21 protein-coding genes are annotated in these 21,306 nt (G+C 57.3%); 11 read left to right on the top strand and 10 right to left on the bottom strand.

Features of this window, described 5'->3' with window-relative positions; all coding sequences use genetic code 11:
• Window positions 1–111: 111 nt before the first annotated feature.
• The 6 genes from G518_RS0102950 to G518_RS33665 are packed head-to-tail and all read right to left on the bottom strand — an operon-like array spanning window position 112 to window position 5,865.
• Window positions 112–1,131, bottom strand: a complete 1,020-nt coding sequence (locus G518_RS0102950) for a TRAP transporter substrate-binding protein (protein WP_028601245.1) — start codon at window positions 1,129–1,131, stop codon at window positions 112–114.
• Window positions 1,128–2,066, bottom strand: coding sequence for an amidohydrolase family protein (locus tag G518_RS0102945; protein WP_245597881.1), 939 nt, complete (start codon window positions 2,064–2,066; stop codon window positions 1,128–1,130). The genes G518_RS0102950 and G518_RS0102945 overlap by 4 nt, the downstream gene beginning before the upstream one ends.
• Window positions 2,067–2,071: 5 nt before the next feature.
• On the bottom strand, window positions 2,072–3,091 hold the full coding sequence (locus G518_RS33675) for a TRAP transporter substrate-binding protein (protein WP_036593211.1): 1,020 nt from the start codon (window positions 3,089–3,091) through the stop codon (window positions 2,072–2,074).
• Window positions 3,092–3,128: 37 nt separating this feature from the next.
• On the bottom strand, window positions 3,129–4,052 hold the full coding sequence (locus G518_RS33670; protein WP_245597880.1) for an amidohydrolase family protein: 924 nt from the start codon (window positions 4,050–4,052) through the stop codon (window positions 3,129–3,131).
• A complete protein-coding gene (locus G518_RS0102930) occupies window positions 4,049–5,326 on the bottom strand; it encodes a TRAP transporter large permease subunit (protein ID WP_028601243.1) in 1,278 nt (425 codons plus the stop codon). The genes G518_RS33670 and G518_RS0102930 overlap by 4 nt, the downstream gene beginning before the upstream one ends.
• Complete coding sequence (locus tag G518_RS33665) at window positions 5,323–5,865, bottom strand: TRAP transporter small permease (RefSeq protein WP_051235908.1); 543 nt, start codon at window positions 5,863–5,865, stop codon at window positions 5,323–5,325. The genes G518_RS0102930 and G518_RS33665 overlap by 4 nt, the downstream gene beginning before the upstream one ends.
• Window positions 5,866–6,515: 650 nt before the next feature.
• Between G518_RS33665 and thrS the strand changes: the two genes are divergently transcribed.
• The 8 genes from thrS (at window position 6,516) to G518_RS0102885 (ending at window position 14,583) form a co-directional block, all read left to right on the top strand.
• Window positions 6,516–8,423: a threonine--tRNA ligase gene (thrS, locus tag G518_RS0102920; protein ID WP_028601242.1), complete on the top strand. Its 1,908-nt coding sequence runs from the start codon at window positions 6,516–6,518 to the stop codon at window positions 8,421–8,423.
• Between the two features lie 71 nt (window positions 8,424–8,494).
• On the top strand, window positions 8,495–9,124 hold the full coding sequence (gene infC / locus G518_RS0102915) for a translation initiation factor IF-3 (protein WP_084651376.1): 630 nt from the start codon (window positions 8,495–8,497) through the stop codon (window positions 9,122–9,124).
• A gap of 178 nt (window positions 9,125–9,302) precedes the next feature.
• Window positions 9,303–9,506 (top strand): 50S ribosomal protein L35, encoded by a 204-nt coding sequence (gene rpmI, locus G518_RS0102910; protein ID WP_028601240.1) that lies wholly within the window; start codon window positions 9,303–9,305, stop codon window positions 9,504–9,506.
• A gap of 26 nt (window positions 9,507–9,532) precedes the next feature.
• A complete protein-coding gene (rplT, locus tag G518_RS0102905) occupies window positions 9,533–9,892 on the top strand; it encodes a 50S ribosomal protein L20 (RefSeq protein WP_028601239.1) in 360 nt (119 codons plus the stop codon).
• A gap of 111 nt (window positions 9,893–10,003) precedes the next feature.
• Window positions 10,004–11,077 (top strand): phenylalanine--tRNA ligase subunit alpha, encoded by a 1,074-nt coding sequence (gene pheS, locus G518_RS0102900; protein WP_028601238.1) that lies wholly within the window; start codon window positions 10,004–10,006, stop codon window positions 11,075–11,077.
• A 21-nt stretch (window positions 11,078–11,098) separates the two neighbouring features.
• Window positions 11,099–13,534, top strand: coding sequence for a phenylalanine--tRNA ligase subunit beta (pheT, locus tag G518_RS0102895; RefSeq protein ID WP_028601237.1), 2,436 nt, complete (start codon window positions 11,099–11,101; stop codon window positions 13,532–13,534).
• A gap of 40 nt (window positions 13,535–13,574) precedes the next feature.
• Window positions 13,575–13,910 (top strand): integration host factor subunit alpha, encoded by a 336-nt coding sequence (locus G518_RS0102890; RefSeq protein ID WP_028601236.1) that lies wholly within the window; start codon window positions 13,575–13,577, stop codon window positions 13,908–13,910.
• Window positions 13,911–14,112: 202 nt separating this feature from the next.
• Complete coding sequence (locus G518_RS0102885) at window positions 14,113–14,583, top strand: MerR family transcriptional regulator (RefSeq protein ID WP_028601235.1); 471 nt, start codon at window positions 14,113–14,115, stop codon at window positions 14,581–14,583.
• A 169-nt stretch (window positions 14,584–14,752) separates the two neighbouring features.
• Here the strand turns inward: G518_RS0102885 and G518_RS33660 are convergent, their stop codons facing one another.
• Window positions 14,753–15,940: a CaiB/BaiF CoA transferase family protein gene (locus G518_RS33660; RefSeq protein ID WP_084651439.1), complete on the bottom strand. Its 1,188-nt coding sequence runs from the start codon at window positions 15,938–15,940 to the stop codon at window positions 14,753–14,755.
• 5 nt (window positions 15,941–15,945) lie between these two features.
• Window positions 15,946–16,920 carry a Bug family tripartite tricarboxylate transporter substrate binding protein gene (locus tag G518_RS0102875; protein WP_028601234.1) on the bottom strand — a complete coding sequence of 325 codons (975 nt, stop codon included), beginning with the start codon at window positions 16,918–16,920 and terminating at the stop codon, window positions 15,946–15,948.
• A 93-nt stretch (window positions 16,921–17,013) separates the two neighbouring features.
• Here G518_RS0102875 and G518_RS0102870 point away from each other — a divergent pair, with 93 nt between their 5' ends.
• Window positions 17,014–17,979: a LysR family transcriptional regulator gene (locus tag G518_RS0102870; protein ID WP_051235905.1), complete on the top strand. Its 966-nt coding sequence runs from the start codon at window positions 17,014–17,016 to the stop codon at window positions 17,977–17,979.
• Between the two features lie 32 nt (window positions 17,980–18,011).
• On the opposite strand, the gene G518_RS0102865 is transcribed toward G518_RS0102870, so the two are convergent.
• Together G518_RS0102865 and G518_RS0102860 are read right to left on the bottom strand one after the other, a co-directional pair.
• On the bottom strand, window positions 18,012–18,653 hold the full coding sequence (locus G518_RS0102865; RefSeq protein ID WP_028601232.1) for a 3-oxoacid CoA-transferase subunit B: 642 nt from the start codon (window positions 18,651–18,653) through the stop codon (window positions 18,012–18,014).
• Between the two features lie 11 nt (window positions 18,654–18,664).
• Window positions 18,665–19,363, bottom strand: coding sequence for a 3-oxoacid CoA-transferase subunit A (locus G518_RS0102860; protein WP_028601231.1), 699 nt, complete (start codon window positions 19,361–19,363; stop codon window positions 18,665–18,667).
• A gap of 82 nt (window positions 19,364–19,445) precedes the next feature.
• Between G518_RS0102860 and G518_RS0102855 the strand changes: the two genes are divergently transcribed.
• Together G518_RS0102855 and G518_RS0102850 are read left to right on the top strand one after the other, a co-directional pair.
• Window positions 19,446–20,243, top strand: coding sequence for an IclR family transcriptional regulator domain-containing protein (locus tag G518_RS0102855; protein ID WP_028601230.1), 798 nt, complete (start codon window positions 19,446–19,448; stop codon window positions 20,241–20,243).
• Between the two features lie 116 nt (window positions 20,244–20,359).
• On the top strand, window positions 20,360–21,304 hold the full coding sequence (locus G518_RS0102850) for a 2-hydroxyacid dehydrogenase (RefSeq protein ID WP_028601229.1): 945 nt from the start codon (window positions 20,360–20,362) through the stop codon (window positions 21,302–21,304).
• Window positions 21,305–21,306 lie beyond the last annotated feature (2 nt).

Below are 21,306 nucleotides of genomic sequence, written 5' to 3'. Positions count from 1 at the left end.
TTTTTTGTGGCCGGGCCGCCTCAAAGCAGAAAAGCCCCCCACGGGGCCCAGCGAACCTCGCGAAGCGGGGAGCGCGGGGGGATTTCTTATGCTTCTCAGAGCACCAAAATTTCACTTGCCTGTGCGGATCTTTGCCAATTCAGAACCCATGCGCTGCATCCAGTCACCGCCAATAATGCCAGCATACTTAGTCACGACGGGCTGGAGCTTTTCTGCGAGGCGTTGCTTCTCCGCCGGAGTAACGTCGTTGACTTGCATTCCGTCCTTCTTCAGTTTTTCGAGCAATGAGCCAGCCAATGCACGGCTCACACCGCGTTCGTAAATGGCTGCTTCCTGGGCGGCTTCTGAAACCAGCTTTCGCTCGTCCGGGTTGAGCTTGTCATAAGTCTTTTTTGACATCAGCAAAGCGACCGCGTTGTACGCGTGCCCAGTGAGGCTCAAGTACTTCTGTACTTCCTGGAAGCGGTTGGAATTGACTGCTGCGAGGCTGTTCTCATGGCCATCGATGGCCTTGGTTTCCATGGCCGTATAGACCTCGTTGATGGTCATGGGCACTGCGTTTGCGCCCAAGGCGTTGAACATGTCAACGTAGAAGGCGGAAGGCTGTACCCGGATCTTCAGACCTTTGAAGTCTTCCCATTTCGAGATGGGGTGCTTGCTGTTCGTGGTGTCACGAAATCCCTGCTCCATGTAGGTGAGACCAATCAGATTTTTTGGCTCCAGCAGCGCGAAAAGCTGCTTGCCAATGGCGCCATCCAAAATGGCATCTGCCTCTGCAGTGGTGCGGAACATGTAGGGCATATCAAAGAGTGAGTACTCCTTGACCATGCCTACCAGCGTCGTGGTCGTTGCGATGGAGAAATCCTGCACACCACCCTGGAGTGCAGACTGCATCTGCATCTCATTGCCCAATGATGCGGAGCTGTATACCCTGGCCTTCATCTTGCCCGCGCTCTTGGCCTGTAGTAGTTCACCAAACTTCTTGGCCCCCTGGGTGATCGGGTGATCATCCGGCAGGGTTGTACCAATCTTGAAGTTTTGTTCTCGCACTTGTGCAAGAGTCGGTGTGCTTAACACAGCCAATGCTGTAGCAGCGACGGCACTCAAAATGAATCGTTGGCGGGAAATCATGGTTTGTCTCCTTGTAAGTCAGGGGGGGAAATCCGATAGAAATTCAGTGCATTACGACGAAAGAAGGCGTCGCGCTCGGAGGCCGTGAAATCGGCGAGGATCTGCTGCATAGCCTCTATCAATGCGTCGTATCCGATTCGTAGACCGGCCACTGGAAAATTGCTTGCGAACATGCAACGTTCCATGCCGAAAATGGTGATCGTGTCACGTACGACGCCGCGATTGGACTCAATCGTCCATGGCAGATCTCGCAGGCCTAGCTCGGATATCTTCACGTGCACATTGGGCTGGCGTGCTAACTCCTCCATGGCAGTCCGCCAGGCAGCTATTCCTTCAGCGGAGCGATTCCAAGGGAAACCTGTGTGGTTCAGCACGATGGGCGTATTTGGAAACTGCCGTGCAACCTCAGCCGCCTCAGCCAGATGCCAGTAGGGCACGCGCAGATCCCATGAGAAGCCGTGCTGCTCCAGCAAGGAGAACCCGCGCAGCCATTGGGGGTCATGCATGGACCCGGCGCCACGAGGGGGGGGCGCGTCGGGCGTGGCAGATGTCACTGGTTTGCTCCGGATGCCTTTCACCAGGGGCCAGGCTGCCTGTGCAGCGAGTACTTCCTCGGCTTCAGGCGTGTGGAACCAGGCGTGCGCGACAACCGCGTTTGGCAGCCCGTGCCGAGCGTGCTGGCGATGTAGCCAGGCGGTTTCACCGACTTGGTCATCCCGTGCACGTTCAGCCTCCACATGTACCGTGGCGATGACTTTATGGTGGCGGGTATCGTTGCGATAGTCGCCTGGAAGATAGTCGCGCCGTATGCCTGCGTAGTCACCTAGGAAAAAGTTGGGCTCCACCGCATCCTGAAGCCAAGGATAGCGGTGAGCTTTCAGATCCCAAAGGTGATGGTGCGCATCCACCAAATTGAGTGGTGCTGCATCACCCATGGAGGTCATTTGACGGTGGCACGAACTTGATCAAGCGCGCCGAGCCACGCCTTGACGAAATCCTCGCCGAGCGTGGATGAGAATTTCGTCTGTACAGGTTTGGCCTTTTCGGCGAAGCGGGCGGTCTCGGCGGGGCTCAGCTCATTGACCGTCATCTGCTTGCGCAGCTCTACCAGCAAGGCCGAATTTTGCTCGCGGGCGATCTGGCGCTCGTAGCTGCGTGCGCTAGCAGCGGCGTCCGTAAGGATCTTGCGCTCATCCGCGTTGAGTTTGTCCCAACTCTTCTGGCTTGCCAGCAGCACGTACGCGGTATAGATGTGGTTGGTCAATGAAAGGTGCTTTTGGACCTCAAAGAACTTCTGTGTGGACACAATCGATGGCGGGTTCTCTTGTGCATCAATGGCTTTGGTCTCAAGAGCCGTGTAAACCTCGTTGATAGCCATCGGAACGGCATTGGCACCCGTGCTGTTGAAGAACTCGCGGAAGACCGGGCTCTGCACTGTTCGGATCTTGAGACCATCGAGGTCTTCCCATTTGGTGATTGCACGCCGGCTATTGGTGACTTGACGGAACCCGATTTCCCAGAACCCCAGGCCGATAAGGCCCTTGGCCTTCAACTTATCGAGTAGCTGTGTACCCATCGGGCCATCGAGCATGGCGTCGACTTCTCGCACGTTGCGAAAGCTGAAGGGGAAGTCCAGGACGCCGAATTCCTTGACCAGGCCGCCCAGCGTGGGCGCGCCAACAAGTGCGAAATCCATGGTCCCACCTTGCAGCATGCCTTGCATCTGAACATCGTTTCCGAGCATGGCAGAGTCGTAGGTTTTGACCTTCATCTTGCCGCCGCTGGCTTTGGCGACCAACTCTGCGAAGCGCTTATTACCCATGGGTCCTGGGGCGGCAGATGGATCGCCGGTGCTGATGCGGAAGGTGTGCTCACGCACTTGAGCGTTGGCGCCCAGGGGAACTGCCAAAGCGGTGCACGTGAGAGCGGCCAGGATAGCGAGGTGAAATGATTTCTTCATGTTTGTCTCCTTCGTTTATGAATTCAGTGAACAGGGGTCATAGTTGGTAGACCCGGCACGCGTTGTCATGAAAGAGCCCACGTTGGACTTCCCATGGCATTGATGCCGTGGCCTGTGCAAAACCGCTGAAGATGGTGTTGAAGTCTCCGATCAGACTGTCAACGGGGAAATTGCTGGCGAACATGCAGCGCTCTGCCCCGAAGATCGAGATCGCATCGCGCACCACTGGTATGTTGTCCTCCGCGCGCCATGGTCGGTCTGCCAGTCCTATTCCCGAGATCTTGAGCATGACGTTGGGAGCTCTCGCCAGATGCTCCATAGCCGAACGCCAGGCGGCCAAGCCGGGTACGCTGCGGTCTGACGGAAGCCCCGCGTGGTTGAGCACTATCGTGGTGGAGGGAAAGTCCCCCGCCAGGTCTGCGGCTGCGTCCAGATGCCACCAAGGCGTTTGCAAATCAAACATCAGATGATTTGGGGCCAGATGAGCGAAACCGTCGCGCCATCGCGGGTCATCCATGCTGCCCCTGGCACCGCGTTGCGCTAGCGCCGCGCTGGCGGCTGCACGAGGCTTGTGGCGCACGCTACGTACCAACGGGAAGGCCGCCTGGGCAACGATCAAGTCCCTGGCGTTTTCGCTATCGAGCCAAGCCTGGGCAACCACAGCATTCGGCACTCCGAATTCCGCGGCTACCTTATGGATATACCGCGTTTCGCCCAAAGGGTCGCGGTGATCCCATTCGGTTTCAACGTAGACGGTCTTTGCAACCTTCCACCCACCGGTTGCCGCCATATAGTCCGGTGGCAGAAATCGGCTGCGAATCGCCGTGTAATCCCCATAGCGGAACGGGATCATTGGCTCGTCGTTTAGCCAGGGGTGATAGTTTCGTTCTGGCTCCCAGAAATGCTGGTGCGCATCGACGATAGGGAAATCACGGGCCTGCATATCTGCGATCTCGCTCACATCCACCACTTCATGGGGATCAGCACGAGCTGCGGGAATAAAGTGAACGCGGCCAGTAGCAACAAGTGCGCGAGCAGGAATGGCCAGATGCCCTTCATCACTTGATCCATGGTGATCTTGCTGACGCCGCAGATCACGTTGAGCACAGTGCCTACTGGCGGCGTGATGAGGCCGATGGCGTTATTCATGATGAACAACACGCCGAAGTACACCGGATCAATGCCTGCTTGCTTGACCACTGGCATCAGTACAGGTGTCAGGATCAAGATCGTAGGTACCAGATCCATCGCGGTTCCCACGAGCACCACAATGATCATGATGACCACCATCAACAAGATCTTGTTGTCGATCAATGGCTCCAGCAATCCAATAACGGCTTGCGGCAAATCAGCGATAGTGATGAGCCAGGCTGAAACCGCCGCTGCCGCGACCAGGAACATGATCACTGCGGTTGTTTTGCCCGCTGACAACATCAGCTCATAGAGCTGCGAAAACTTCAGTTCCTTATAGACAAATTTACCCACGAGGAAGGAGTAAACCGCAGCCACCACACCGGCTTCGGTGGGTGTGAAGACACCCGCCTTGATACCCCCTACGATCAGTACCGGGATGACCAACGCCCAGATGCCATCCTTGAGGCAATACAGCACTTCGCGCATCGACTGGCGTGGCGCCACCGTGAGTTCTTCCTTGCGGTTGACAAGCCACCATGTGAACACCAGTACGATGCCCATCATCAGCCCCGGAACAATGCCTGCCAAGAACAGCTTGCTGATCGAAACACCGCCCGCGACGCCGAAGATGATGAATGGAATGGATGGCGGCAACACCGGTGCAATGATCCCCCCGGAGGCGATCAAGCCAGCCGAGCGTGGCACGTCGTAACCTGCTTTGCGCATCATCGGAATCAAAAGCGCGCCCACGGCGGCGGTATCGGCGACGGCGGAGCCTGACATGCTGGCCATCAAAATGGCAGCGAACACCGCCACGTAACCCAGGCCGCCGCGTTTATGGCCGATCAACGACATGGCCAGGTTCACGATGCGACGTGAGATGCCGCCCGCATTCATGAATTCGCCTGCCAACATGAAGAAAGGCACTGCCAACAGCGAAAAGCTGTCAGCCCCGTTGACCAGGTTTTGCGCAATGATTTGCGCATCGAAGTTGTTGAGCTGAACCATCAGCGCGACGCCGCAAACGACTAGCGCGAAGGCAATTGGCATACCAAGCGCCATGGCGCCGAGCAGCGAGAAAAGGAAGACGGCGATGGTCACTTGCGCACCTCTGGCAACGCCGCTTCAGGCATACGCTCTTCACTTTCGACCACCTGCACAAGCTCGTCCACGCCAGCTCGGCCGCTAAGCACTCGCATCAAGTGCGACGTGATCACGATGATCAGTCCTACACTGGACACCACTGCTGCTGCGTGCATGACGCCGACCGGTACACCGGAGACCGGGGCCGCGTTGTCCATGTTGAAAAGCGTTTGTTTCCAACTTCCAATCAGCAGCAGTACGCAACAGCCGAGCATGAATACGTCGCTGAGTACTGCGCAGAATTTCTTACCCATCACCGGCAGCCGCGAGACCAAGGTGTCCACACCTAGATGCGCGTGGTCGTACATGGCGACTACAGCACCCAGGAAGGTGAGCCATACGAAAAAGTACCGCGCTGCCTCCTCCGAGATGCTGATGCCGGAGTTGAAACCGTACCTTAGTACGACGTTCCCGAACACGAGCACCACCATGGCACCCACGCATAGCACGATCAGCCAGCGCAGCACAGCGAGTGCGCCTCGGCCCAATGCATCCATTGTTGTCTCCTATTTGTTGCGACGCTCTTCGCCCCTCGAAAGAGGGCTTTGCGTGGGCCGGATTAGAGAGCCTCAATCGATAACCGTCCAATCAAATGTGGAGATTGTTTGATTCCCTCAAGCTATGGATTCAGGGTGTCTTGGTAAAAACCCTTGGTTCGTTGTGCGCCTCGATTTCGGCTGAAGAGCGAGCACTGAAAATGGCCTGATACACGGTCGAGGAGGGGAGAGTTTTCAGTTTCGAGCCAAGCGAAGTGGGGCGCTAAAGCGCTGCGTGTTGCGGCAACTCAAAGGTTTTTTGAAATCTAGGATGAGAAGGCCGTTTCGGCTTGTATGACGGCTGCGACTGGTGTTTTGCCACGTTTTTCGATCCTTGCCACCACTTCACAGCCGATCACGTTCATCCCCGGCTGGTGAGAAAATCCGAGCCAGTGGCCAGGCAAACCAACTCGGGACCCGGTAGAATCTCACCATCTGTAACCCATAAGGGCGAGAAAGGCATAGTCGGTTATGACACCGCGAACTACAACGGAGATTCTCACCAGCCGCTAGGCTGGCCGTTCGCGCCTGCACGAGATTTAGCCTTTGCCCTCGAAAAAAGCGCGGACCTTGCTCCGCGCTTTTTTCATTTTGAAGACCAGGATTCCCACATGATTCACATCACACTCCCTGACGGTTCCCAACGCGAGTTCCCCGGCCCGGTGACTGTGGCCGAGGTGGCCGCTTCCATTGGCTCAGGTCTGGCGAAAGCGGCACTGGCTGGCAAGATCGATGGCAAGGTCGTTGACACCAGCTTTCAGATCACGCAAGACAGCCCTCTGTCCATCATCACCGCCAAAGATCCAGATGGCCTGGAGGTGATTCGCCATTCCACGGCTCACTTGTTGGCTTATGCCGTCAAAGAGTTGTTCCCGGACGCGCAAGTCACCATTGGCCCGGTGATTGAAAACGGGTTTTTCTACGATTTCTCGTACAAACGCCCATTCACGCCTGAGGATTTGGCGGCCATTGAGAAAAAAATGACCGAACTGGCGGCCAAGGACGAGCCTGTGGTTCGTCGCGTATTGCCTCGTGATGAAGCGGTTTCGTATTTCAAAGGCATTGGCGAGGCTTACAAGGCCGAAATCATTGCCAGCATTCCTTCCAACGAAGACGTCTCGCTGTACCGTGAAGGCGCGTTTGAAGACTTGTGCCGTGGCCCCCACGTGCCGTCTACAGGCAAGCTCAAACATTTCAAGCTGATGAAATTGGCCGGTGCTTACTGGCGCGGTGACCATCGCAACGAAATGCTGCAGCGTATTTATGGCACGGCCTGGACCAGTAAGGACGAGCTGCAAAACTACCTGCGCATGCTTGAAGAAGCGGAAAAGCGCGATCACCGCAAGCTGGGCCGGGAACTTGATCTCTTCCATATTGACGAGCATTCGCCCGGTACAGTGTTCTGGCATCCCAAAGGCTGGACCTTGTGGCAGCAGGTGGAGCAGTACATGCGCCGCATCTATATTGACAACGGCTACCACGAGGTCAAAGGCCCGCAGATTCTGGACAAATCCCTGTGGGAGAAAACAGGGCACTGGGACAAATACCGCGACAACATGTTTGTCACTGAATCGGAAAAGCGGGATTACGCGCTCAAGCCGATGAACTGCCCCGGCCACATCCTGATTTTCAAGCAAGGCCTTAAAAGCTACCGTGATCTGCCCCTGCGCTACGGCGAGTTCGGCAATTGCCACCGCAACGAGCCAAGTGGCGGCCTGCACGGCATCATGCGTGTGCGCGGGTTCACTCAAGACGATGGCCACATTTTCTGCACGCCTGAGCAGATCCAGGCCGAATGCACGGCCTACACCACACTGCTGCAAGACGTGTACAAGGATTTCGGCTTCACCGAGATCATCTACAAATTGGCCACACGGCCTGAGCAGCGCATTGGAACTGAGGAAAGCTGGGATCAGGCTGAAGAAGCCTTGAAGGCAGGTCTGCGCGCCTCTGGATGTGAGTTTCAGATCAGCCCCGGCGAGGGTGCCTTCTATGGCCCCAAGATCGAATACACCCTGAAAGACGCCCTTGGCCGGGAATGGCAGTGCGGCACCATGCAGGTGGATCCCAACATGCCGGAACGGCTGGATGCGGAATATGTAGGCGAAGACGGCGCGCGGCACCGGCCTGTCATGCTGCACCGCGCTATCGTGGGCAGCCTGGAACGCTTCATCGGAATGCTGATTGAGCACTACGCTGGCGCATTGCCTGTATGGCTGGCTCCGGTACAGGTTGCGGTCCTCAATATCACTGATTCACAGGCTGATTACGTTGAAACCGTGGCGAAAACGCTGCGTGATCAAGGGGTTAGAGTGCAGACGGATCTGCGCAACGAGAAGATAACGTATAAAATACGAGAGCATTCGTTGCAAAAGCTACCTTTTATCCTGGTCGTAGGGGACAAGGAAAGGGAGGCTGGCGCCGTCGCAGTGCGCGCCCGAGGCAATGTTGATCTCGGCGTAATGTCTCTGGATGCGTTTTCCAAGCGTATCGCCGAAGACATTGCTTCCAAAGCCTGAATTTCTACCCGAAACAAGCTCTGGCCCGCGTGTAATGAGCGGCTTTCGCTACGTGTTCGTAGCATTTTGTATTGAGGATTTTTGCCATAGCTACCAATTTTCGTGATCGCCGCCAGCGGGAGGAACGTGCCCACCGTCTGAATCGAGAAATCATGGCCCCAGAGGTTCGCCTCAACGGTCCTGAAAATGAACCCCTTGGCGTTGTGCCAATCCAGGAGGCTTTGCGCCTGGCTGGTGAGTACGACGTTGATTTGGTCGAAGTTGTTGCCAATGCCAATCCGCCGGTTTGCCGGCTGATGGATTACGGCAAGTTCAAGTATCTCGAACAGAAGAAGGCCGCCGAAGCCAAGGCCAAGCAAACGGTTATCGAGATCAAGGAAGTCAAGTTCCGCCCTGGTACGGACGATGGTGACTACAACATCAAGATGCGCAATATTCGCCGCTTCCTGGGCGATGGCGACAAGGTGAAAGTCACGCTGCGTTTTCGCGGCCGCGAAATCACGCACCAAGATCTGGGCATGGCGTTGCTGAACCGTATTCGGGACGAGCTGGCCGATCAGATTCTGGTCGAGCAGTTTCCGAAGCTTGAAGGTCGTCAGATGATCATGATGCTTGCTCCGGCGCGCAAGAAACCAGGCGGTGGCGGTGCGGTCAAGCCTGTCGTGGCGGGTCAACCAGCAGCGGTGCAGGCAGATAGCTGATCCCGAATTGGGGTAGATGGTGAGATGAGAATTTGCCAGTGCGCTCCACTCCTCTGGAGAGGGGTGTGCAGGCAGATGAGTCAGCTGAAAGGCTGACTATAAGAAGTGTCTCGGGGCCAACAAGGCTGCAAGCAGTTTGCAGACGCCTCACGAGCACAATTCAAAAGTGAGCATTTAAATGCCCAAAATGAAAACTAAGAGCAGCGCGAAGAAACGTTTTCGCGTTCGTCCCGGTGGCACCGTCAAGCGCGGTCAAGCCTTCAAACGTCACATCTTGACCAAGAAGACCACCAAGAACAAACGCCAATTGCGCGGTGCGGTGAATGTGCATGAGACCAATATGGGTCACATGGCACAAATGCTGCCATTCGCTGGCCTTTGATCAACTGACGAACAAGGAAAAATAACATGCCTCGCGTTAAACGTGGTGTAACAGCCCGAGCTCGCCATAAGAAAGTCCTCGCCCTTGCTAAGGGTTTCCGCGGTCGCCGCGGTAACGTCTATCGCATCGCCAAACAGGCGGTGATGAAGGCCGGTCAATATGCATACCGTGACCGCCGTGCCAAGAAGCGCGTATTCCGTCGTCTGTGGATTGCCCGTATCAACGCCGCTGCGCGTGAATGCGGTATGACCTACAGCCAGTTTGCCAACGGCATCCGCAAGGCCGGCATCGAAATCGATCGCAAAGTCCTTGCTGACATCGCTGTGCATGACAAGGCGGCTTTTGCCGGCATCGTGGAGCAGGCCAAAGCTAAGCTGGCTGCCTGAAACCCTCTCTGCAAACATCACCTCCCATAGTGAGGTTTGCAGATTGCCCAAGGGGTTGAGGCCAGACCGGCCTCAATCCCTTTTTCATTTCATCGTTGTTTTCCGTCTGCCATGAACGCACCCGTTTCCGCCGCCTCTGAACTCGATACGATTGTCGAAAGCGCGCGCGCGGCTTTCAGCGAGGCCACCACTCCGGCCGATCTGGAAAACGCCAAGGCTCAGTACCTCGGTAAGACCGGCCGTCTTACGGAGCTGATGAAAGGCCTGGGCGCGCTGCCAGTGGAAGAAAAGAAAACACGCGGCGCCGCCATCAACGTAGTCAAACAAGCGGTCGAAGGCGCCCTGAATGCGCGCCGTCAAGCACTGCAAGATGCTGACCTGGACCGCCAACTGCGTGCCGAAGCGCTGGATGTCACATTGCCCGGACGCCAACGCGGTACGGGTGGCCTGCATCCCATTTCCCTGGCCTGGGAACGCATTGAGGCCATCTTTGGCAGCATGGGATTCGACGTGGCCGATGGCCCGGAGATCGAAAGCGATTGGTTCAACTTCACGGCGTTGAACAATCCGCCGAACCACCCAGCGCGATCCATGCAGGACACCTTTTACGTGGATATGAAAGACGCAGACGGCCAGCCGTACTGCCTGCGTACCCACACCAGCCCCATGCAGATCCGCTACGCCACGGCGCACGCCAAGGCGCAAGCAGAGCGTCTCGCACGCGGTGAGATGAGCGAAATCCGCGTGATCGCGCCTGGTCGCACGTACCGCGTAGATAACGACGCCACACACTCACCCATGTTCCATCAGGTCGAAGGACTCTGGTTGGGCGAAAACGTGAGCTTCAAGGATTTGAAGGTCACCTACCTTAATTTCTGCAAAGCATTTTTCGAAACCGACGATCTCATTTTGCGTTTCCGGCCGAGCTACTTTCCGTTTACAGAGCCCAGCGCCGAGATCGATATCCAGTTCCAAACCGGGCCCTTGGCAGGTAAATGGCTGGAAGTTTCCGGTTCCGGCCAGGTGCATCCCCAAGTGGTGCGCAACATGGGCCTTGATCCTGAGCGTTTTATCGGCTTCGCCTTCGGCTCCGGCATCGACCGGTTGGCTATGTTGCGCTACGGCGTGAATGATTTGCGCCTGTTCTTCGAGGGCGATGTGCGCTTCCTGCGCCAGTTCAGCTAATCAGTTTCCTAGAGAGTTTTTATGCAGTTTCCTGAATCCTGGCTGCGCGAGTTCTGCAATCCGCCGCTGTCTACTGAGCAATTGGCCGAAGCCCTCACGATGGCTGGCCTGGAAGTAGAAGAAGTCAGCGCGTTTGCGCCGCCGTTTTCCAAGATCGTTGTCGGTGAAATCAAACAAGCCGAACAGCACCCCAATGCCGATCGCCTGCGCGTATGCCAGGTGGATGTCGGTCAAGGGGCGCTGCTGAACATCGTATGCGGCGCGCCAAATGCGCGCGTTGGCATCAAGGTGCCTTGTGCTCTTGTGGGGGCTGAACTGCCGCCCGGTGAAGATGGCAAGCCCTTCATTATCAAGAACGGCAAGCTGCGTGGCGTAGACAGCGAGGGCATGCTTTGCTCGGCCCGCGAACTGAAACTATCTGAAGATCATGGAGGCTTGCTGGAACTTGCGGCGGATGCTCCTGTTGGCAAGGACATTCGCGAAGTGCTGGCACTGGATGAAGCGCTGTTCACGCTCAAGCTCACGCCCAACCTGGGCCATGCGCTGAGCGTCTACGGCATCGCCAGAGAGCTGTCTGCCATTACCGGCTCACCTTTGCTGACCCCTGAGCATCCTCCGGTGGCTGTAGGTTCTACTGATGTGTTGCCTGTCAAGATCAGCGCCCCTGATCTGTGTGGGCGTTTCTCGGGCCGAGTAGTTCGCAACGTCAATACCAAGGCTGCCACTCCCCAATGGATGATTGATCGCCTGGCGCGCTGCGGGCAGCGTAGCGTTACCGCGCTGGTCGATATCTCCAACTACGTGATGTTCGAGTATGGCCGGCCCTCTCATATTTTTGACCTTGAGAAAATCCATGGAAGCCTGGATGTGCGCTGGGGCAGGGCGGGTGAACAGCTCAAACTGCTGAACGGCAACACCATCAGTCTCGATGAGACCGTGGGTGTGATCGCAGACGAACGTGAGGTTGAATCTCTGGCTGGCATCATGGGCGGTGACGCCACAGCCGTGTCTGACGACACGCAGCACGTGTATGTGGAAGCCGCTTTTTGGTGGCCAGATGCGGTTGCAGGCCGTTCCCGGCGTTTTAACTTCAACACAGATGCTGGACACCGCTTCGAGCGTGGGGTGGACCCAGAACTCACAGCCGCGCACATTGAGCGCGTGAGCCAACTCATCATTGATATTTGCGGTACTTCGGCAACGGTATGCGGCCCGATCGATGATCATCAGCCGAACATGCCTGCACCGCAGCCGGTGACACTGCGCGTGGCGCGGGCTGTCAAAGTGATCGGCATGCCGCTCACGCAAGTTCAATGCGCTGATGCATTGAGCCGCCTCGGTTTGTCCTTGCAAGAGGGTGAGGGCACGATTACCGTTGTGCCGCCAGCGTACAGGTTTGATCTGCGCATAGAGGAAGACCTGATCGAAGAGGTTGCTCGCCTGATTGGTTTCCAACAGTTGCCCACCACTGCGCCGTTGGCGCCCATTGTTCCGCGCGTTCGGTCTGAATCGCGCCGCAGCCCTTTTGCTGTGCGGCACATGTTGGCTGGGTTGGGGTATCTGGAAACCATCAATTTCAGCTTCGTGGAAGAAAGCTGGGAGCGGGATTTGGCGGGTAATTTGGATCCGATCCGCCTGCTGAACCCTATCGCAAGCCAGATGAGTGTCATGCGCTCGTCGCTGGTCGGCTCACTGCTTCAAGTGGTCAAACACAACACCAATCGCCGGGCTGATCGGGTTCGGGCGTTTGAGATTGGCCGCACCTTTTTGCGTGATCCCGCGGCCAAGGCCTCGGACACCAGCGTGCAAGGCGTTCGTCAGCCCATGCGCGTAGCCGCCATCGCCTATGGCTTGAGCGGTCGCCAAGGCTGGGAGGGCCGCCAAGCCCCTGCAGATTTCTACGATGCCAAAGGAGACGTGGAGGCCTTGCTTTCACCTCGTCAGCCTCGTTTTGAGCCCGTTTCCCACCCCGCGCTGCACCCTGGTCGGTCGGCCGCTGTGCTGCTGGATGGGGTTGCTATTGGCTTTGTGGGTGAATTGCATCCACGCTGGCGCCAAAGCTGGGAACTGCCACAGGCGCCCGTGGTGTTTGAACTCGATCTGGAAGCCGTGCTTGATCGCACACTACCGCAAGCCCAGGCCGTGCCCCGGCATCAGCCGGCCGAGCGCGATCTGGCCGTGGTGGTGCGCGAGGCGGTTACGCACGCTCAATTGATGCAGGTCATCTGGGATACCCCCACCGACGGGCTGCTGCGCGATGCCGTTCTTTTTGACGTCTATCGTCCCAAAGCTGACGCAGCGTCTGCTGGGGGTGTGGCGGCAGGTGAGAAGAGCTTGGCGGTGCGGCTAACCCTCAGCAGTGCAGAGGCTACTTTGACTGATGAACGCATCGATGCGGTGATGCAGTCTGTGTCCGGAGCGCTGCAACGCGATTTGGGCGCCAGGCTTCGGGCTTAGGCATAGTTAGCAGCGAATAAAAAGAAGGAGCGAGGACGTCATGGAACTATCGGTTGAGAGCCTGGAAATTTCGGCGCTGACCAAGGCACAACTTGCAGAAGTGCTGTTCGAGCAGATTGGCCTGAACAAACGCGAATCAAAAGACATGATCGATGCATTTTTCGATCTGATCAGTCAGCGTTTGATCTCGGGCGAAGAAGTCAAACTGTCGGGTTTTGGGAACTTCCAGATACGGGTGAAAGCTCCGCGTCCTGGCCGCAACCCGCGTACGGGCGAGCTGATTCCCATTGAGGCTCGTCGCGTCATTACTTTTCATGCCAGCCAGAAACTCAAGGACCAGGTGCAGTCAGATTCAAACGTGAGTTCTGAAACTTGAAGGTACAACGAGACGCTAGCGTTGCACCTCTCGTACCGAGCCTATGAAAGCGTTTCGAAGGGATTGAATTGTTTCGGTTTACTTCGGGATGCCCCTCTGGCCCCATGTTACTGATCAATAAGTCACATCTTCGCTCTTACCCTGTAGCGATCTGCTTCAACTTGCGCTACCCTTTCGGATGGTCGCCCAAGGTCTAGGTTAAATGGAGAACGTACTCCCCCCCATTCCAGCTAAGCGCTACTTCACCATTGGTGAGGTAGCGGAGTTGTGTGGCGTCAAGCCGCATGTGCTGCGCTATTGGGAACAGGAATTCACGCAGCTGCGCCCCATGAAGCGAAGGGGCAACCGCCGTTATTACCAACACCACGAAGTGCTGATGATCCGGCGTATCCGCGGCCTGCTGTATGACCAGGGTTTCACTATTAACGGTGCCCGCCACAAGCTTCAGGAAATCGCCCAGTCGGAGCGCGAACGCAGCCGCTCGGGCGATTTCGGTCTACCCGTCATAGACGAACTCGATTTGCACGGGGATGAGCTGGGCCAATCGAACGGATTGCCAGAACCATCCGATCAGGCCGTAGCCATGGTCTTTGAAGATGGCCCCATGCCAGAGCAGATCCGCCAGGTGGAGCGGGAACTGAAAGCCATCCGCGACCTGCTAACGGTCTTCTAGGGGGTGAACACGCCCTGGTCTCCAGGGGCCCACGTATTGGCTCCCCGCTGCGACCGCCGAGCTCCCGCTCGGCATTGCAACGTATCCAGGTAGCTCGGTATGCCAATACGAAGCTCGGCTGTCCCGCGCAAACAGCCAAGTTCGCGAATCCTTGCAGTCACTTACCCGTTTATCTGCCCCCTCTAAGCAGTGCCTCCGTATGCTGCCCCAGCGATGGAGCGCCGGCTCTCAATTCAGAGTCTTCTCCCACATACGTGAAACCCAGGCCAGGTGTGCGAATCGTGCGATCCCCCTGCCCATAACTGCGTACCGGAAGCGGCAAGTGCGAACCACTTTCTACTTCGTCCAGGAATTCACCCAACCGCCTGACGCGCGCCGCCGGAACCCCTACCGCATTGAGTTGCTCTTCCATATCTCGCGCTGAGCGTTGCGCGAAGGCGGCGTTGAACTGCTGGCGCACGTAGTCCATATCGCGCGCAACCACGAACCCGCCTCCTGGGGCATTGAATGCTGCCAGGTCGATGGCGTTGCCATCCTCACACAGGTGCTCCAGCTCGAGAATCTTGGTCAGCTTGCGGAACTGGGCCGGGGTGTTCGCCGCTGTTGAAAGCCAACCGTCGTTGCATTGATAGGTATCTGCCGTTGGACTGCCGGTGTATCCCCGGTTACCTACCCGCTGGGGTTCTACCCGCTGGGTCAGAAATGCGCTCGCATTGGGATACATAAGCGTCATGGCCGCTTGAACCATGGACACATCTATGCGTGCGCCCGTGCCGTCCCGGGAGCGCTGATGCACAGCAGAAACGACGGAAAGCGCGCCCAGGAGCCCGGCAGCTACGTCGATCACCGGAAAACCTACCTTCAGCGGAGGGGCATCCGCTGAATCGCCTGACATCATCATCATGCCCGTGAGAGCCTGTACGACGTGATCGTAAGCGCCGCGCTCTGACCAATCTCCCTGCTGGCCGTAGCCAGAGACCGAGCAATAGATGATGTCCGGCTTCACGGCCTTGATGCTCTCGTAGTCGAGGCCATACTTGGCCACCACGCCCGGGCGGAAATTCTCAATGAAAACATCGGCGCTGGCTGCCAGTGCGCGCACGGCTTCATGCCCCTCCGGTTTCCGGATGTCAATGGCCATTGATTTCTTGCCAGCGTTGAAAGACACAAACCCGGTGGGTGTGTCCCCTTCGCCTGGGCCTGCCTTGCTGGAGCGCATGACATCGCCACCCGCTGGTGTTTCAATTTTGATGACTTCAGCGCCGAACTGCGCCAGGTAGAAGGAGGCCATAGGCCCGGCGATCACGTGGGAGAGATCAAGAACGCGGATGCCCGCCAGTGGAAGCTTGGTAGTCATATGCATCAGCCTCCCGTGACATTGCCTTTGCGGATGATTTCAGCCCACTTGGAGTTTTCCGCGTGAACGAACGCTGAATACGACGCCGGGCTTTCACTGGTTTCCACCTCACTACCCCCGTCTCGTGCCTTCGCCTGGACAGCCGGCGCTTTCAGAGCGCTGTTAACGGCCGCATGAATGCGGTTGATGATGTCCGGCGGTGTCTTGGCGGGGGCCCAAAGGCCCGACCAGGATTCCTGAATAGTCAGTGGGTCACGCGTGAGTTCATTCATAGTGGGTACATCCGGTAGCTCAGGTAAACGCTTGGTACTCGTGACGGCGAGCGCGCGAACTTTTCCGCCCTTTACTTGAGGCACTGCGGTTCCCGCTGTAGGAAAAGCGAACTGCGTATCTCCGCGAAGCAGTGATGCTGTGATTTCCACCGAACCACGAAGTGGAATGTGCACTACCTGCAGCCCCTTGAGAGCTGCAAATGTCGCCGCTGCCAGGTGGGCGCCTGTACCTACCCCTCCCGATCCATAGTTGAATTTCCCGGGGGCGGCTTTGGCGGCGGCTGCCAGTTGGTCAATGTTTTTGTAAGGCGAGTCGCTCGGCACGATGAGAATCGATGGCGAGGTAGACATGTTTCCGGCGAAGGCGAAATCCTTCAACGGATCGAAACCGAGTGAGGGCTGCAGTATTTTGAGGATCAGGTGCGTACTCGCTCCCATGAGCAGCGTATATCCGTCTGCAGGCGCGGCGGCTACGAATTGGGCCGCAAGGACGCCGGCCGCTCCCACCTTGTTCTCAATCACGATCGTTTGCCCAAGCGCATCGCCAATGGCGGGCGCCATCTGGCGCATGAGTACATCTGGCCCGCCCCCGGCCGCATAGGGGACGATCACGCGTACAGGGCGGGTGGGATAGCCTGTGGCGGCCCAAACAGACCCCATCGGCAGCGCCAGGGCTGAGGCGGCTATGCAGAAATTGCGTCGATTCATGCTGTCTCCTTTGTGGTTTTCCTCACTGTAGGCCTGTTATCTGATTCACGGAACTGATAAATTTCTATTTACTGATAGCTTTCTTGAATTGGTATGGAAAAACAAGACCCACCCAACGCTGGCAATGAAGAACGTTTGCGACGACTAGTGCTGCGGCTTCGATTCAGGCACCTGCAATTGTTGGCAGCGCTGCGAAAAGCCGGAAGCCTGCATGCCGCAGCCAAATTGCTGCACCTGACGCAGCCTTCGCTGAGCAAGATGCTCCATGAGGTGGAGCAAGCTTTTGGTCAACCGCTTTTTGAGCGCAGCGCCCGAGGCTTGCAGCCCACGCCTTCAGGCGATTCAGCCATGCACGGAGCTGAGATGCTCCTGGGCGAACTCGATCGGCTCTCACGTGAGTTGAGTACGCAACGACCACAGATGCTGCTGCGCATTGGAACGCCGCCGTTCGTAGCGCATTCCTTGATGCCACAAGTCTTTACCGAATTGAGATCGTTGTCGGCAGATGTCCGAGTGGAGCTGACGGAAGGTGGCGTTCCGCGGCTGCATCGCATGTTGCTGGATGGCAAGCTGGACGCGCTGGTTACCAGCTTTGCGAGCGACATGTCTGAGAGCGAAGGGCTGAAGTTCGAGCGCCTCAAATCGACTCGGATTTCGGTGGTGGCGGCTTCTTCTCACCCGCTGGCTCGAAGGCGCCAGATCAGTTGGGCCATGCTCGCCCAGGAGCCTTGGATTCTTCCTCCGCAAGACTCTCGAGTCCGGCGCTTCTTGAACGATATGTTCGCCCAAGCTGGCTATCTCACTCCACAGCCCATGATTGAGTCAGGCAACCCCATTACCAACCTGCGGTTTGTGGCGGCGGGGCTAGGGCTCGCGGCTGTTCCTCAGGAATGCTTGCGCCTGGTGGAAAACCCAGACGCTATTGTCAGCCTGCAGCTTGCAAAGCGCTTGCCCGAGAGCATCCTTGCTTTCGTCTACAGGACGGATCTGGAGCACCCCCGGATGAAGATTTTTCGAGACGCGTTGCTGAAGGCAGGTAAGAACGAGGCATTTTTCTGATGCCTCAGACCTTAGGCCTTACGCGTAACGCATCAAGCCTTCACCGGAAGCCCGATCAACTGCTCCAGTTCGGCATGGCTTAAGCCATCAACCTTGTCAATCAAGCGCAGGCCCTCAGCGGTGCACTCCAGTGTGACCAGATCCGAATAGATCCGCTTGACGCAGCTCACGCCCGTCAGCGGATAGCTGCAGCTCTCGACAACCTTGCTTTGACCTTGTTTGGTCAGCAGATCCATCATGACCCAGGTTTGCTTTGCGCCCACCGCCAGGTCCATGGCGCCACCGACTGCTGGGATCGAGTCTGGCTCGCCCGTGCTCCAGTTGGCGAGATCGCCGGTGGCTGAAACCTGGAAGGCTCCCAGCACGCAGATATCAATATGGCCTCCGCGCATCATGCCGAAGCTGTCTGCGTGGTGAAAATAGCAGCCACCAGCCAGCAAGGTCACAGGTTGCTTGCCTGCGTTGATGAGGTCGTAGTCTTCTTGTCCTGCGGCTGGAGCCGGGCCCATGCCCAGAATGCCGTTTTCGCTGTGCAGGACCACTTCCACGCCAGAAGGCAGGTGGTTGGCCACTTGAGTGGGCATGCCAATACCCAGGTTGACATACGCGCCATCATGAATGTCGCGTGCGACGCGTTGGGCCAGTTCGGTTTTGCTGCGGCGGGTGTAGCTCATGGGGTGTCCTTTCATGCGGCCTTGAAGCCACCTGCCTGTGTCTGCGTGCGGGCAATGCGCACAATCTTATTCACATGGATGCCTGGCGTGACCACGGTTTCGGGGTCGAGTTCACCGAGCTCAACAATTTCATGGACTGTGGCAATGGTTTTGCGTGCGGCCATGGCCATGACGGGGCCGAAGTTGCGCGCAGCCTTGCGGTAGGTGAGGTTGCCCCAGCGGTCACCGCGTTCAGCCTTGATCAGTGCCACATCACCGTGAATGGGCTCTTCCAGCACGTAGCCTTTGCCGTTGATGATGCGGGTTTCCTTGCCTTTGGCCAGTTCTGTGCCGTAGCCCGTGGGGGTGAAGAAACCACCAATCCCTGCGCCCGCAGCGCGCAGGCGTTCCGCCAGGTTGCCCTGCGGAACGAGTTCCAATTCCAGTTTGCCGCTGCGGTAAAGCCCGTCGAACACCTGGCTGTCTGCTTGCCGGGGGAAGCTGCACACCACCTTGCGTACCCGGCCGGCCTTGAGAAGGGCAGCCAAGCCAGTTTCGCCGTTGCCTGCGTTGTTGTTGACTACGGTCAACTCACGGGCCCCTTGCTCAATGAGCCCGTCAATGAGCTCGCCGGGAATGCCTGAGGTGCCAAAGCCGCCTATCAGCACAGTAGCGCCATCTTGAGTGTCTGCCAGTGCAGCGGCGATCGATTCAGCGATTTTGTTGATCACATGTCCCTTTTCTGTTCGTAATACGAACATTTGTTCATAATGCGAATTATAAAGAACTTGTGAATTCAATTCAAACCCCGCCATGAAGAGCCCAACCGAGCCCACCACGCCGCGCCCTGGCGACAACTACGTGCAATCGTTTGCGCGTGGCCTGCAGGTCTTGAGGAGCTTCAGCGCACAAGCCCCGCGGCAGACTCTCAGCGAAGTGGCCGAACGCGCCGGGATCACACGGGCGGGCGCACGCCGCATTCTTCTGACCATGCAAACCTTGGGTTATGTGCAGTCGGATGGCAAGCTCTTCAGGCTCACCCCCCGGGTGCTGGACCTGGGTTTTGCGTACCTGTCGTCCATGCCCATTTGGGACCTTGCAGAGCCGGAGGTGGAAGCGCTGGTGAACCGCGTGAAGGAATCAAGCTCCGTCGCGGTGCTGGATGGTGCGGAGATCGTTTACGTGATGCGCGTGCCTACGCACAAGATCATGAAAATCTCGCTGGGCATAGGCTCGCGTTTGCCGGCGTTCTGCACATCGCTCGGCCGGGTATTGATGTCAGATCTGGAAGACAGCGAAATTGTGCAACGCCTGGAGAGCGCCCCACATGCTGCGCTGACTCGCCACACAGTGACCGATATTCCCAAGATCTTGGCTCGTATTCAGCAGGTGCGAAAGCAGGGCTGGTGCCTGGCCAACCAGGAACTTGAAGAAGGGCTGATCTCGGTGGCAGCACCCCTGCGCAGCGCGGATGGCCGCATCACAGCCGCCATCAATGTGAGCGGGCAGGCCAATCGAACCAATGCGCAGGAAATTCAAGAAAAAATCTTGCCGCCCCTGCTGGAGACCGCGCAGACGATTAGTCGCCTGCTTCGCCGCAAGGGTGGGTGAGGGCGCTCGTTCAACGCATCGGCTTGGCTAACTGATCTTTTATCTATTTATCTATATTGATCGTCTAGGTATATCCATGAGAATCGGCTACTTCAAAGATTCAGGTTGTAGATGACATGAGACGGGTACTTCCCTTTGTTTGTCCGCCCTCCTATCCGTTTTGGCGTCAATGGGTTGCAGCTCTTCAAGAGGCTATGCCGGATGAGCACGTGGTGGTGTTTCACGAGTTGGACGCACGGGATCTCGCATCGTGTGACGTCGCTGTGGTTGCCAACCCCTCCATTGAGGACTTGCGTGCGTTACCCAATCTCAAGTGGGTGCATAGCGTTTGGGCGGGCGTGGAGCGTCTTGTCGCGGATCTTGGGGATCTTGACTTGAAGATCGTGAGGCTTGTCGATCCCGTCATGGCGGAGACCATGTCGGAAGCAGTACTCGCTTGGACGCTCTACCTTCATCGCGACATGCCCCGTTATGCCAAGCAGCAAGCGTCTCGGGAATGGTTGGAGCACGAGTATGTTGGCGCGGGGGATAAGACCGTCTCATTGCTCGGACTCGGCGCTTTGGGTACTGCGTCTGCGGTGAAGTTGCGTGGTGCCGGTTTCCAGGTGTGCGGTTGGAGCAGAACTCGCAAATCGATATCAGGCGTGCAATGCTATGCGGGCGAAGAGGAGTTGCTGCAGATGCTGGGGCGTACCGACATTCTCGTATGCCTGCTACCTCTTACATCCAAAACCGAGGGCATCTTGAGCGCAGAGGTGCTTGGTGCCTTGCCTCAAGGCGCATCGATCATTAACTTCGCTCGGGGTCCCGTTGTGGATGAACACGCGCTGCGGCGTGCGTTGGACGAAAGCAAACTTTCGCACGCCGTACTCGATGTGTTCAACCGGGAGCCCTTACCCGTAAACGCCTGGCAGTGGGCCCATCCTCGTGTAACCGTGCTTCCACATATATCGGGCCCCACGAATCGCCGAACAGCTTCGGCATTGGCAGCCGCCAATATCCTCAACTATCGGACCACCGGCGTTCTGCCCATTAGCGTGGATCGGAAAACAGGTTACTAGGG

Origin of the sequence: Ottowia thiooxydans DSM 14619 (assembly GCF_000422885.1) — a bacterium.
Classification (GTDB): Bacteria; Pseudomonadota; Gammaproteobacteria; order Burkholderiales; family Burkholderiaceae_C; genus Ottowia; species Ottowia thiooxydans.
The sequence above is the reverse complement of the archived record's forward strand: the minus strand, read 5'-3'. Positions and strand labels throughout refer to the sequence as shown.

Excerpts from the sequence above, each read along its gene's own strand:
- G518_RS0102950 (WP_028601245.1), bottom strand. The coding sequence starts at position 1,131 with ATGATTTCCCGCCAACGATTCATTTTGAGTGCCGTCGCTGCTACAGCA.
- G518_RS0102945 (WP_245597881.1), bottom strand. The coding sequence starts at position 2,066 with ATGGGTGATGCAGCACCACTCAATTTGGTGGATGCGCACCATCACCTT.
- G518_RS33675 (WP_036593211.1), bottom strand. The coding sequence starts at position 3,091 with ATGAAGAAATCATTTCACCTCGCTATCCTGGCCGCTCTCACGTGCACC.
- G518_RS33665 (WP_051235908.1), bottom strand. The coding sequence starts at position 5,865 with ATGGATGCATTGGGCCGAGGCGCACTCGCTGTGCTGCGCTGGCTGATC.
- thrS (WP_028601242.1), top strand. The coding sequence starts at position 6,516 with ATGATTCACATCACACTCCCTGACGGTTCCCAACGCGAGTTCCCCGGC.
- rpmI (WP_028601240.1), top strand. The coding sequence starts at position 9,303 with ATGCCCAAAATGAAAACTAAGAGCAGCGCGAAGAAACGTTTTCGCGTT.
- rplT (WP_028601239.1), top strand. The coding sequence starts at position 9,533 with ATGCCTCGCGTTAAACGTGGTGTAACAGCCCGAGCTCGCCATAAGAAA.
- pheS (WP_028601238.1), top strand. The coding sequence starts at position 10,004 with ATGAACGCACCCGTTTCCGCCGCCTCTGAACTCGATACGATTGTCGAA.
- pheT (WP_028601237.1), top strand. The coding sequence starts at position 11,099 with ATGCAGTTTCCTGAATCCTGGCTGCGCGAGTTCTGCAATCCGCCGCTG.
- G518_RS0102890 (WP_028601236.1), top strand. The coding sequence starts at position 13,575 with ATGGAACTATCGGTTGAGAGCCTGGAAATTTCGGCGCTGACCAAGGCA.
- G518_RS0102885 (WP_028601235.1), top strand. The coding sequence starts at position 14,113 with ATGGAGAACGTACTCCCCCCCATTCCAGCTAAGCGCTACTTCACCATT.
- G518_RS33660 (WP_084651439.1), bottom strand. The coding sequence starts at position 15,940 with ATGACTACCAAGCTTCCACTGGCGGGCATCCGCGTTCTTGATCTCTCC.
- G518_RS0102875 (WP_028601234.1), bottom strand. The coding sequence starts at position 16,920 with ATGAATCGACGCAATTTCTGCATAGCCGCCTCAGCCCTGGCGCTGCCG.
- G518_RS0102870 (WP_051235905.1), top strand. The coding sequence starts at position 17,014 with ATGGAAAAACAAGACCCACCCAACGCTGGCAATGAAGAACGTTTGCGA.
- G518_RS0102865 (WP_028601232.1), bottom strand. The coding sequence starts at position 18,653 with ATGAGCTACACCCGCCGCAGCAAAACCGAACTGGCCCAACGCGTCGCA.
- G518_RS0102855 (WP_028601230.1), top strand. The coding sequence starts at position 19,446 with ATGAAGAGCCCAACCGAGCCCACCACGCCGCGCCCTGGCGACAACTAC.
- G518_RS0102850 (WP_028601229.1), top strand. The coding sequence starts at position 20,360 with ATGAGACGGGTACTTCCCTTTGTTTGTCCGCCCTCCTATCCGTTTTGG.